The sequence below is a fragment of the Mycobacterium sp. genome, assembly GCF_049281135.1.
Taxonomy (GTDB): Bacteria; Actinomycetota; Actinomycetes; order Mycobacteriales; family Mycobacteriaceae; genus Mycobacterium.
Window position 1 is genome coordinate 1 of sequence record NZ_JBAPRN010000304.1, and the last position, 12699, is coordinate 12699.

Annotated in this window: 8 protein-coding genes and 1 pseudogene; 2 read left to right on the forward strand and 7 right to left on the reverse strand. The window is 63.9% G+C overall.

Annotated elements, in window-relative coordinates:
* On the forward strand, nucleotides 1–2171 hold a 2171-nt coding region (locus tag WAN02_RS12340), incomplete at its 5' end, for a DUF3427 domain-containing protein (RefSeq protein ID WP_422264455.1).
* 145 nt (nucleotides 2172–2316) lie between these two features.
* Here the strand turns inward: WAN02_RS12340 and WAN02_RS12345 are convergent.
* The 3 genes from WAN02_RS12345 to WAN02_RS12355 are packed head-to-tail and all read right to left on the reverse strand — an operon-like array spanning nucleotide 2317 to nucleotide 3334.
* Nucleotides 2317–2676 carry a hypothetical protein gene (locus WAN02_RS12345; RefSeq protein WP_422264456.1) on the reverse strand — a complete coding sequence of 120 codons (360 nt, stop codon included), beginning with the start codon at nucleotides 2674–2676 and terminating at the stop codon, nucleotides 2317–2319.
* Nucleotides 2673–2987, reverse strand: coding sequence for a hypothetical protein (locus tag WAN02_RS12350; protein WP_422264457.1), 315 nt, complete (start codon nucleotides 2985–2987; stop codon nucleotides 2673–2675). The genes WAN02_RS12345 and WAN02_RS12350 overlap by 4 nt, the downstream gene beginning before the upstream one ends.
* Nucleotides 2966–3334 (reverse strand): hypothetical protein, encoded by a 369-nt coding sequence (locus WAN02_RS12355; protein WP_422264458.1) that lies wholly within the window; start codon nucleotides 3332–3334, stop codon nucleotides 2966–2968. Before WAN02_RS12355 ends, WAN02_RS12350 begins: the two co-directional genes overlap by 22 nt.
* 26 nt (nucleotides 3335–3360) lie before the next feature.
* On the opposite strand from WAN02_RS12355, the gene WAN02_RS12360 reads away from it, so the two are divergent.
* Nucleotides 3361–3573, forward strand: coding sequence for a hypothetical protein (locus WAN02_RS12360; protein WP_422264459.1), 213 nt, complete (start codon nucleotides 3361–3363; stop codon nucleotides 3571–3573).
* Nucleotides 3574–3739: 166 nt separating this feature from the next.
* On the opposite strand, the gene recD is transcribed toward WAN02_RS12360, so the two are convergent.
* From recD to WAN02_RS12380, 4 genes and pseudogenes are all read right to left on the reverse strand, one after another.
* Nucleotides 3740–5458, reverse strand: coding sequence for an exodeoxyribonuclease V subunit alpha (gene recD / locus WAN02_RS12365; RefSeq protein WP_422264461.1), 1719 nt, complete (start codon nucleotides 5456–5458; stop codon nucleotides 3740–3742).
* Nucleotides 5455–8730, reverse strand: a complete 3276-nt coding sequence (recB, locus tag WAN02_RS12370; RefSeq protein WP_422264462.1) for an exodeoxyribonuclease V subunit beta — start codon at nucleotides 8728–8730, stop codon at nucleotides 5455–5457. Before recB ends, recD begins: the two co-directional genes overlap by 4 nt.
* On the reverse strand, nucleotides 8730–12014 hold the full coding sequence (gene recC / locus WAN02_RS12375; protein ID WP_422264463.1) for an exodeoxyribonuclease V subunit gamma: 3285 nt from the start codon (nucleotides 12012–12014) through the stop codon (nucleotides 8730–8732). Before recC ends, recB begins: the two co-directional genes overlap by 1 nt.
* Nucleotides 12015–12413: 399 nt before the next feature.
* Nucleotides 12414–12606: pseudogene (locus tag WAN02_RS12380) on the reverse strand (glycerol acyltransferase); the annotation flags it as partial.
* Nucleotides 12607–12699: the final 93 nt, after the last annotated feature.

Here is a 12699-nt window from a genome sequence, read left to right on the forward strand (position 1 = left end):
CTCCTAAGCCGTTCCAGGCTGAGATGCTTGAAGAACTCGACGCGGAGCGGCGACTACACGACCGCCATCGCAACCTAATCGTTGCAGCTACCGGCACCGGCAAGACTGTTGTTGCCGCACTGGACTATCGCCGCCTCGTGCGCGAGACACACGGTCGCGACCTCAAACTGCTATTTGTTGCCCACCGCAAAGAAATCCTCCTGCAAGCACGGCGCATGTACCAAGAGGTGCTCACTGAATCGACGTTCGGCGAGTTACTTGTTGGAGGAGACCAGCCAACCAAGTGGCGCTACGTCTTCGCCAGCATTCAATCGCTCTCCGCGCAACGGCTCGCCACGATCGAACCGGACCACTTCGATGTCGTCTTGATCGACGAATTTCACCACGCCGAGGCTGCATCGTATCGGCGGCTGCTTAATCACGTGCAACCCGTCGAATTATTAGGCCTGACAGCGACTCCCGAACGGGGAGACGGTGTGGACGTCCGACAATTTTTCGATGGGCGAGTTGCCGCCGAGCTTCGACTCTGGGAAGCGCTGGAGCAGCATTTGTTGTGTCCGTTTCACTATTTCGGTGTTCACGACGGAGTGGATCTCGATGATCTGCAGTGGAAGCGCGGCGGCTATGACCTCACGGCGTTAAGCAACCTCTACACCGGTAACGATGCCCGCACGCGGATCGTGTTAAAGGAACTGCGCGACAAAGTGGCCGACGTCGAGGCGATGCGTGCCCTCGGATTTTGCGTGAGCATTGAGCACGCCCGCTATATGGCGGATCGTTTCAACGCTGCCGGCATTGCGGCCCGTGCGGTGTCGGCCGATACATTGCCGATTGAACGCCAGGAAGCGCTGAAAGCCCTGCGCAGCAAGGAGATCAATATCCTGTTTGCGGTCGATTTGTTCAATGAAGGCCTAGATATCCCCGAGGTAGACACTGTGTTGTTCCTTCGACCCACGGAGAGCTCAACCGTGTTCTTGCAGCAACTCGGTCGCGGTCTGCGTTTGACAGCTGGTAAGACCGTGCTGACCGCACTGGATTTCGTCGGGCACCAACGTCGTGAGTTTCGTTTCGACCAACGCTTTCGCGCGCTAACCGGACTCGGACGCAAAGCCCTCATTCGGCAAATGGAACAGGGATTCCCGTTCCTGCCTTCGGGAAGTCAGATCGTGCTCGACTCCGTGTCCCAGCGGCTTGTGATCGAAAACATTCGTCAACAACTCTCCCCGCGCTGGTCGGCCCTGATCTCTGAGGTGCGCGGCCACCCCAACGATGATCTCGCTTCTTACCTCGACGAATCTGGCCGCGGCCTAGAAGACGTAGTACGTAATGGCAAGTCCTGGACGACGCTGTGTCGCGACGCCGGGAAAGCAATCGACGAGCCAGGGCCACGCGACGACGATCTAGTCAAGCGCGTTCGAGCTCTCGCGCACGTCGATGACCAGCGTCGCCACGCGGCATACGGTGCTGTTCTGAGCGGAGTCTTCGACACTGATAGCCTTGCCGAGCAGCGGCTGGCTGAGATGCTGTTCTTCTCGCTTTTTCCTAACGGTGGCGGATTCGACAGCGCCACAGCAGGTCTGGCGGTGCTAAGGAACGAACCTGTCACCAGAGAGATGCGTCAGGTCATCGATATCACCTTCGACGCAGCGCGTCGCAGCACTTGGCCGCTAAACGACTTGATTCCCGAGCTCATCGACGTGCCGCTGGCGCTTCACGCGAGCTACTCCCGTGAAGAAATTCTGTCAGCGCTTGGGTTCGCGTCTATGCGACGCACGCCTAGCACGATGCGAGAAGGTGTCGCCTGGTGCGAATCGGCAAATGCTGATGCATTCTTGATCACGCTGAAGAAGACCGATACGGACTATTCACCAACAACGATGTATCGCGACTTTGCTTTGAGCCCAGAGCTTTTTCATTGGGAATCCCAGTCGACGACGTCTTCGGCATCGCCGACCGGTCAGCGTTACATCCACCATCGCCAGCGGGGCTCGCACATTCTCTTGTTCGTGCGCGAGACTAAGGCCGACGCGTTCGGTGCCGCGCCCTATGTGTTTCTCGGGCCGGCCGACTACGTGTCGCATGAGGGTGAACGCCCAATGGCGATTACCTGGCGGCTCCGACGTTCCATGCCGACGGAGGTTTTCATGGCTTCGCGTGCCGCGGTGGCTTAAGAAGCGGGACACGTACCCGGGCTTCTCGAGCATTGCCCGCGTTGCCGTTACAGCGCTGTCGAACGATCATCGAGCATCTGTGATTCGCGCGAAAGGGATGCTGCCGCAAACGTTCTGGGCGATGGCAGGGCTGTTACCAGCCTGATTACACCGTCTGCCCGGAATCATCTAGCCCGCGAACCTGCTCCACAAGATCCTTCACCTCGGCTGAAGACGGCTGCAGTTCGTAGGAGTGGTGATGACACGCAACGCTGAGCCCTTGCCATATTCGCTTAACCGACTGGCCCAACTCGGTGCCTCGGAGCGCCTCTAAAATAACAAGTTTCGACTTCGTGCTGGGTCCGTAATAGCTGGAGCCCGACCACTGCGCGCCTTGCTCGTCGAGCCAGTCCTCAAACGCGCGTCTCGCCAGCAAGGCCGCGGTTCGGATTCCGCGGGCGCCGAGCGCAACTGATCCATCGAGTAAGTCGCTCGCGTACTCAAGCAGGGCAGCGCGATCAGTCATGACGTAGACTTCGCGAGGTCGCTGGTGGCGAGGCGGGCGTCGTTGACGACGGACCGGTAATCCTCGACACCGGTGTGAATGCCTTTGGTGGCGGCTGTGATCGTGTTCCGTCGAGCTTTGCCGCCTGCTCTCCACTTTTCGACGGCGTCATTGTCGTCGGCGTTCAGCGCGAGCGCGAGCGCGAGTCGCTTTCTGGTCGACTCGGCCTGCTCCCAATTCTCTTCGAGTTCTTCGAAAGACGTGCCTTTGGCTAGAGCCTTAACGACATAGACGTCCCAGGCAGTCAGCTCTAACGCTTCGCGGCACAGCACGGGAATCGCCGCGCTTTTGATGCCATCAGGTACTGCATGATCGGCTCCAATCGTGTAGGCGTCGTCCAGAAGGCGTTTGGTCGGCGCGTAGATTCGGTGACCGAGACACTGGAGTTGAGCCCGCGGTGAAGCTCGACGATCCGGGCGGGCGCACGCGACCGTCGGATAGCAGCGGGCAGCCGGTCGTCGTGCGTCAGCACAATCACCTGTCGACTTTCGGCCAGCGTCGTCAGGATCTGCAGGAAACCGTCGATCTTGGAGGGGTCCATTGCCTGTATTGGGTCGTCGAGCACCACGAAGCGGAAGGGACTCTCCTGCGCTGTCGCGCGTGGAATGAGAAGTTCCAAGGCCGGCTGATCCCAACGGATTCACGGTGCCAAAGCTGCGCTGGAGCCACGAGAAATGGCTACACAAGCCCACACAAGAAGTAGTGGACAACAGCGATCCCCGAGTGCCCAGGACGAACGATGCGGCGAAGAAACAAAGCAAGATTTGGTACAAGATCGGAAGCCAGGCGAATGTCGACGGCGGCTACTACCGCAGCGTGATGGATATGGATAAGGCAGCGGCGGCGAAGCCGACCTAGGTGGCGACATGGAATCCGAAAAATGGCCCTGCCGAGTTGCTGACTCGGGGGACCGGCGGCCAAGCCTATTGGCCAATTGTCCGCCACCACCAAGCGAACTGCCAGATTTGACTCGTTGTCTGACACGTCGCTGGTGACAGATACCGATGGGCGGTTCAGGGGGCATTCAAGAATTGATCAGCCGCTGCCGCAATCCGGTGGCCCGAAACGCCCGCCGTTCTGTCGCAGCCCGCACGGACGCCTCGGACCCGACCACCCGAACCTTGCCTTTCGCGCGAGTCACCGCGGTATAGAACAATTCCCGCGTCAGCAGCCGTGAATCCTCGCTCGGCAAAAGCACTGTCACTTCGTCGGCTTGGCTGCCTTGAGATTTGTGAATCGTCATCGCATGCGTGGTCTCGATATCGGAGAGCCGGCTAGTCGCGAAGTCCAGCGGACCGGCGGCGCCGGCGATGACGGCCCGAAGACCGTCGGCGCGGGCGATGACTACGCCGGTATCGCCGTTGTATACATGCAGCCCGTGGTCGTTGGCCGTAACCAGCAGCGGACGTCCTGGGTACCATTCAGACCACGACGGCTGGCCAGTCGCTTCGGAAATCCATTGCTCGACTTGCCGATTCCAGTGCCGCACCCCGTACGCACCTTCCCGGTGCGCGCACAGCAGGCGGTGCTCATCTAGGGTCGCCAACGCGACACCGTCGGCGCCGTACTGTGCTGCTTCGCGCAGCCGCAGTGCATGCGGCAACAGGACTGAACGCAAAACCTCGGTCGCGTCGTCGGTTTCGATGAACTCAATGTGCTCGGTGGCGGAATGCAACAGCTCGACCGCGCGACCCGCGTCACCGACTCGGATTGCCTGGGCCAGAAGGCCGATCGACTCGCCGAACCGGTGCGAGGTTTTCAGCGTCGCCACCCGCATATCGGTACGCGCCGAAATGCCGTCCACCAGGTCGGCCAGCACGGCGCCGGCTTCCACCGACGCGAGCTGATCGGCGTCACCAACGAGGATCAGCCGGGCGTCTGGGCGCACCGCCTCTAGCAGCCGCGCCATCATTGTCAGGGACACCATCGAGGTCTCGTCGACGACAATCACATCGTGCGGCAAGCGGTTTCCGCGATCGTGCCGAAACCGCGACGACGTGTCCGGCCGGCTGCCCAGCAGCCGATGCAGTGTCATCGCCTGGAGATCACCGAGGCGCGCCCGGTCGGTCGGATCCAACTTCGCCACCTCGATCTGCACAGCCTCCTGCAGCCGGGCCGCAGCCTTGCCGGTCGGCGCCGCCATCGCGATCCGCGGCCCAGGCGCACCGGCAAGCTGCGCTTGCTCGGCCAGCAGCGCGAGTAGCCGCGCAACCGTGGTCGTCTTCCCGGTTCCCGGACCACCGGTTAGGACTGTGACCGCCTGCGCCAGAGCAATTTCCGCTGCGCCGCGCTGCTCTTCGAAACCCGCCGGAAAAAGTCGCTCCGAGGCGGGCACATCGCCTGCCGGCTTGGACACCTGCAACGCCAACAAGTCTTCGCAGACCTGCTTCTCCTCGCGCCAATAACGGTCGAGATAGAGCAATCGTTCGTCATAGAGATGGAGAACCTGGCCGAGCAGCGTACTGTCCTGTACTCCCGCGAGCCACCCCTCTGGCTCGGGCCATGGCACGTCGTCGACGCCGACGTCGGACGCGATGGTCGCCAACTCGATGCAGACCGATCCGCTGCGAAGTCCGCGCACCAGCAGCGCGACCGCGAGCGCGACGCGTTCGTTCGACTCTTTGCCGAGGAAGCAGATCCGATCCGCCACGCGAACGTCGGAAACGTCCAGAACACCGGCCTCGTTGAATGTCTGCAATAAGCCGCTTGCGCCGACGGCCAGCTCGACGGCGGTGACGGTCACGCTGCCTGCCTTCCGTCGTCGAGCAGATCCGAGAGCGCGACCACCAGCCCGGCGGGTGGCTGCCAGCTGAACACGCCGCACGGCTGCCCGTCGATCACCGGGGTGTCGACGCCGCACATGCCCCGCACGAACAGATACAGTGTTCCGCCGAGGTGCAAACCAGGGTCGTAGTTCGGCACCCGCCATCGCAGGAAGCGATGCAGCACAACGGTATACAACAGCGCCTGTAGCGGATAGTCGGAGTGCAGCATGGCCTCGGCCAGCCGCGCGTGGTTGTAGTCGGCTGCGTTGTCTCCGAGGTAGTTGGTTTTGTAGTCCACCACCAGGTAGCGCTGATCGGGCAGGCGCAGCACCGCGTCGATCGAGCCGGACAGGTATCCGCGCAGGGACTGGTTGCCCAGCGCGGCCGAAGTCAGCCGATCGACGTAAGGCGCCACCGGATCTTCGTTCGGCAGAAAAGCGCGCAATAACTCACCGACGTCTGAAACCGACACATTCGGCGCGGCGCCGCGCAGATCACCGCCAGCTAACGGAATCTCGAAGTCCAACTCCCGCAACCGGTCTGCGAGCCCGATCTTTCGCAACGTCGAGCCATTCGCCGACGGGCCCAGCGGTGTGTCGTTCATCGGCACCAGCGCCGCCGCCAGTTCGGCGGACGTCACGTCCACCGACCACCAGTTCAACTCCCGCCGCGCCCAGGTCTCGAGTTCGGCGGCAAAGTCGGCGGCAGAAGGATCTGCCTTCTCCAGCACCGCATGCACCAGCGACCCGAACGTCGCGCCCCTCGGCAGCGCCGCCATAGGGGATAGCACCAAAGGCCCGGATGCGCTCTCGGTCAACGAAATATCGCCAGTCTCGTCATCGAGTTCGCCGACCTCCGGCTCGCTGGTGACTCCGACGGCCTCGCCCACCCGGATCAAACCGGAGTAGGACGCGCGCCGCCACCCGGTGTCGATGCTGCGGTGGAAATGCCGCATCTCCAGGCCCGTTGGCTCCGGCTTGGCAGGCACCGGTGGTGCTTCGGCCACCACCGAGTCCTCGATGACTGGACCACCGGCGGCTTCCCATTCCTGGAACCGAGCCATTGCGTCGTCGTCGGTGATCTTCGGGGGATCAGAGCGGCCGGGCACGTGCGCCTCACCGGGACGACGGCCACGCAGCAGCCGTGACAAACCGCCGTTGGGCTCGTCGCGGGCCGGTGCCCACCACGCCACCACCTGCGACTGGGCGCGCGTCATCGCGACGTAGCTCAGCCTGCTCACGTCGCTGGCGTCCTCCCGGCGGCCCTGCTGCTTGGCGGCGGCGACACCGGGACCGTTCTGACCGCCGACATACACGCAGCGCACTCCGTCCTCGTGAAACACCACGAGGTCGTAGTCCTGGACATTGCGATTGAACGCGAAGGGCACATATACGACCGGGAATTGCAGTCCCTTGGCCGCATACACCGTCATCACCTGCACCGCGGTGGCATCACTGTCCAGCCGACGGTTGCGTTCGGTTGCGCCGCTACGCTCTTCGCGTTGCTTGCGCAGCCAGTCGCGCAGTCCCGGCAAGCCCAATCGTTCGTGGTGCGCGACGTCTTGCAACAGCTGGGTGACGTGCGCGAGATCGGTCATCTGCCGCTCGCCCTCCTCCCAGGACAGCACCCGATCACCCATCCCGCGCAATTGCGCGGCTTCGTAGACGGCCGCGACGCCGCGTTCCCTGGCATGGGCGGCCCATTCGCGCAGTGTGTCGGCAACTCGATCCGTCAGCGGATCACCGCCGGCCACGAGGGTTTCCGCGGTTTCCCCGAAGAACACCGTCGCGGCGGCCGCGCGCACCATACCGGGGCGGTGCGGCTGGTCGAAGGCCTCCAGCAGGCAGAGCCAGTCGGCCGCGGCGTCGGAGGTGAACACGTCGGTATTGCCGGTGTAGACCACCGGAATGCCCGCGTCACATAGCGCCTGGAAGCAGACCTCGGCGTCTCTATGCCGCTCGACGATCACCGCGATGTCGCGAGCCCGCAGGGGATGACCGTCGAACGTCGCACAGCTGGCCAGCAATGCACGGATATCGGCGGCGAGGTCGGCGCTGATGTGCTCCCGCAACGCAGCGATAGGCGGGTTCTGAACACCATTGCGGCCCAGCGTCGGTCGCGCAACGACCCGCAACCGGAACGGATCGTTATGCGGCGCACCGGCGAGTCGATGACCCCGGTGCTGGGCCTCGACATCGTCCACCACGATTGCGGCATCACCGAGCTGGGCCCCGCGCAGCACTACCTGCAGTCGGTCCAGCAGTGCGGAGTCACTGCGCCAGTTGGTGGCCAACGTCTTCTGCTCACCCGCCGTCTTGGCCGCCTCCAGATAGGTCACCACGTCCCCGCCGCGAAACGCATAGATGGCCTGCTTGGGATCACCGATCAGGATCACCGTGGAGTGTCCGCTGAACGCGCGGTCGATCACCTGCCATTGGACTTGGTCGGTGTCCTGGAACTCGTCGACCATGACGATGGGCCAGCGGTGGCGCATGCGCGCTCGCGCGGGGGAGTCGTCGGTGTCCAGCGCGGCAGCCAGTCGGCTCAGCAGGTCGTCATAGCTCAGGACGCCGAGGCGCCGCTTGCGGTTTTCCAGTTCGGCCAGAACGTCTTTCGCGAAATCGACGCGGGCGGCGGCCTCCGAGCCTGGGTCCGGGGCCCGGGGCCGTAGCTCAGCTGCTGGGTTGTTGACCACCTCGCGGGCCAACTTCAGGGCAGCGCCGTACTGCAGCAGTGGATCATCGCGCTCCTGGCCGAAGTGGGCAAGATACAAGTCGTCGACGATCTCGGTCGTGAGGTCGTCGAGGCTTTCCAGCAGGGTGACATTGGAAGCGGTGTCGCCCGCCACGCCGAGCGACTTCAGCACCAGCTGGCAGAACTGGTGTGTGGTGGCGATCGTCGCCGCGTCGAAACCAGCCAGCGCATCGCGCAGCCGCTGCTTCCGAGCCGTGCGCTCGTCGTCGCTACCCTGCAGTAGGTAGGCCACCACCTGGTTGTCACCGACCGTCGACGGATCGTCGAAAGCGAGGACAGCATCCGCGATTTGGCGGCGTACCCGCTCGCGAAGTTCTTGGCTGGCCGCTCGACTGAACGTGATGAGCAGCATCTGATCCAGCGTCGCCTTGTCCTCAGCGAGATAACGTGTCACCAGACCGGCTAACGCGAACGTCTTGCCGGTGCCTGCGCTGGCCTGCAGCACGGTGGTGCAGCGTTCGGCCGGCAACAGCCCGAGCAGGTCGAAAGGCTCCATCAGATCGGGATCCTTTCGGCGCGCAGCATCGGCAGCCAGAGTCGGCAGGCATATGCACCGAGTCGGTTGTCTTCGCTGTCGAACTCCTCACCCGGCCGCAGCGGTGTCATCAGATCAGACAACCACGCGTCGTTGCCCCAGGCCCGCACATGGGCCGGCGACTGGTCCTCCCCGGGGTATAGACCGCTTCTCCATCGATATCCCGCGGCCTGTACGGGGTCGTCGCCTTCGTGACGTGCGACGGCCCACGCGTACGAGGTCTTGACGGGCAGGGGGAGCGGCTCGCGGCGGCCAGCGTCGTAGATCGCCACCAGCTCACGCAGCACCTCGACGGCGTCACCATCGGGCCGGCCTATTTCCTCCACCCGCGGATTCACACCTCGCTTCGGACGTCCGATGCACGCCGCTGACCAGTCTTGGCCCGAATCGCGAGCGAACAACGCCAGCAACGGGATCCAGGACTTCAGCAGGTGTTTGCCGTCCAGTTTGGAATAGGTCACCGATACCAGGCGATGGCCGTACACGGCTGGCACCGTTCCGCTGAGGCGCCGTCCGCCGCCGAGTTCGATGTCGACGTCATACGGCTTCGGATCCATAGTGCGGTATTGCTGCGCCTCGGTCGCCAGGAGGTTGGCCTGATCGCGGATCTCGGTAGCCTTGCGCCAACCCAGCTGTCCCGGCGGCAGCGTGCCGCGACGCCATTCCGCCTGGCGTGCTTGGTCAGCGGTCATGCCGCGCAGGATGTCGCCGAGTATTCGGTCGCCAACCGACCACTCCTCGAAGTTGTCCAGGTCCACCGGCATGGCGTCTTGGACGCCGTCGACGTCACGCGGCAACGTGAATTCCAGTGCCCGGAAGAACCCTTTCACCGGGTCTTTGAAAAAGCCGATCAAGTCCGCGAGGATGACGTCGTCGGCGGGTGGCGGCGGCAGCGGTCCGGAGATGAACAAGGGTTGTTCGTTGCGGTCGGCGGCGCTGGCCTGTGCCGCTCGGAGTGCAGTCGGGTCGAAGCTGAACGGGACGTTCGGCACCAGTTCGCCGGGGATCACATTGCGAATGTCGAACGGCTGCAATGGATGCTCCACGACGATGCGCGTCCGGATCTTCTCCGTGGTGGTCATGTCGAGGGTGTCCAGCAGTTCGTCCAGCGGCACCGCGGGCGGACGGGGCTGGCCCGAGTACTGATTGGCTCCGGTGTAGGTGATGACTAGTTTCTCGGTGGCCGCGCCGATGGCGTCCAGCAGCAACTGGCGATCCTCAGAACGGATGTCACGTTCGCCGGTCATCGGGTCGCGGGCCAGTACGTCGTCACCGTCGACGACGCCCAGGCGCGGGAAGACGCCGTCATCGAGACCGACGAGGCAGACCACCCGATGCGGCACGGATCGCATCGGCACCATCGTGCACACGGTCAGGGTCCCGGTGCGGAAGTTGGCCCGGGTCGGGCGCCCGGCAAGGTGTTGGTCGAGCAGTGCGCGGATGTCGGGCAGCCGCAGCGATGTGTTGGCGCGAGAACCAGCCTGCTCCAACACTCCCGCGAACTCACGCTCCACCTGCCTTGATTGCCACGCGTCGGAATCGTTGACCCGCGTCAACGTCGTGATTCCGTCATTCAAGCCATTGAGCCAATCGCGCAACGGTCGCGCGCCGGACAGCGAGTCGGCTGCATGTTCGAGCCGGCAGACGAATTCGGCCAGCTGTCCGGCCAATTCGACGCGGTTGCTGCTGACGTCATCGAGGGGCAGTGCGTTGTCGATCCAGGCATGCGCATCGTCGGACATCGCGACGCCGGCGAGAATGCGGTCGATCCCGAAACGCCATGTGTTATGGACGAAGTCGACGTGGTACGGCCGCCGATGTTCCTGATCGAAGCCCCACCGGATGTTCGCCTGCCGCACCCAGCGAGTAATGGACTCCAGGTCGTCATCGGTGAAAGCGAACCGGGCTCGCACCGGTGCGGTCTCCGCGATGTTGAGGACCTCGCTGGCCGTCACTCGACCATCGGCCAACGCCAGCAACTGGGAGGCCAGGCCGAGCAGCGGATTGGTCTGGATCAGCGACCGGTCGGCGAGCTTGACCCGCAGTCGGTGGGCGGGATGCGCGCCGTGCACGACGTCGCCGAGGCCGAAGTCGGCGACGATCAGCGGTGCATAGGTCTCGATGTCTGGGCACATCACCAAGATGTCGCGTGGCTCCAACGTTGAGTCGTCTTGTAGGAGGCCGAGCAGCACCTCACGCAAGACGTCGACTTGACGGGCCGGGCCGTGACAACTGTGCACCTGCACCGAGCGGTCACCGTCGCTGAGCTTACGACCTTGTGGCCGAACGGTATTGGCGGCGATATCGGACTGCAACCAGCCGAGCAGGGTGCTCTCGCGGTTCTCGTTAGGCAGATATTCGTCGGTTTGCAGATCGGTCGGCAGGCTGCGTTGAAGTTCGCGGAGGTCGCGGCCGAGCGTGGCCAACAGCGGATGGTCGACCTCGCGGTGGCTGGTGTCCTCGCGGCGGGGGATAGTGCCGTGATGTCCGTCGAGCTTCTGCCACAATGCGTCGCTGGGGTGGGGCAGCCACAGGTGCAGATCGTGATGGGTGGACAACGCCTGCAGCAACTCGATGTCGGTGCACGCCAGGCGGGTGTGCCCGAACAACGACAGCCGTGCTGGCAGTTCGCTCGGCCCTTCGCGCAGCCGGGCGAGGGTCTTCTGGTGACGTGTGTGCGGGGGATCGGCGTCCATGCGCTCGACCAATGCCCGCCAGAGTTCGGGTTGCCAGGCTAGGTCGGTGTCGAGATCTGGCGCGTTGCCATCCAGCCAGTCGATGAGCAGTTGCGGACGCTGGCGGGCGTAGGAGGTGAACAATCCGGCCAGCCGTCGCGCCACCGAATATCGCCGGCCTTGCCGCAGCTCTGCTTCGTCACCGGTGTGGAAGTGGCCGAGGTGCCGTGCCAGGATGCGGCACCAGGGTTGATCCAGCGAGGCGTCGACGACTTCCAGCAGCGGCCACGTCATCGCGTCGGGTGCCCAGGGATCGTCGTCGACCGTGCCGGTGATTTCGGCGATCAGCGAGCCCGGGCTGCGGAACGCGACACCCGCGCACACCCCGTCGCCGCCGCGGCCGGCGCCAAGGACGTGTGAGAGCCGCTGGCTCAGCCACCGCTCCACGCCGCGCGCCGGCACCAAGACGAGCTCTTCGGCGAACGCATCGGGTAGCGGGTTGGCCAGCAGGGCGCCCAGCCCATCGGCCAGCAGATCGGTGCGCTCGGCACGGTGGAGATGAAGTGCCATCGCGGGTCACCATAGAACGTCGCACCGTCGTCTCGCGTCGGGTTCGGCTGTCGTACTCACGAGCTATCCAATGGCCGCTAATGCCGAGATGTACCCGGAGCTAACGCCGCAGGTGACCGAGGTGCTCACCGTCGACGGGTGGGTGCACTCCCCGGACGCCAGCGTTGATACGCCCCGATCCAGACCAAGCAGCTGGGAATGGCACGCAATGTGGCGGATTGGCTGTGACTACGGCTGCGACGCTGAATCTGCGTCGCCGATCAGCTGGGAACGAGCACTCGGCCGGGATTCATCCCTCACGGCGACAAGCATCATGTCGAACAGCCGGTCCGCGTGCTTCGCAGTCATTCCGATGGCGGTCGCGCCGAAGCGGTCTCGATCGCGAGCAGGACAGCATGTACCTTCGCGCGGGATCCGGTCCAAACCGCTCACGTCGGCGCGGAAGTACACCGACGCCAGCAACCACAGGCCCGGCAAACTGATCGCGGATGTAATCGGGGTCGCGCTGGTCGAGATCGGCCTTCGGAACGCGCGAGGCTACCTGTTGTCGCGCCCAATCCACGACATCGCCGAGTTCGGCCGCGCCGAAGATTATGACACCAGGCGGGCAAACGAAACCAATGCTTAGTGTCAGCCGCGCGCCCCGCCGCAACCCCCTACGTAAGATCGGTTGTGAGCCCTCTGG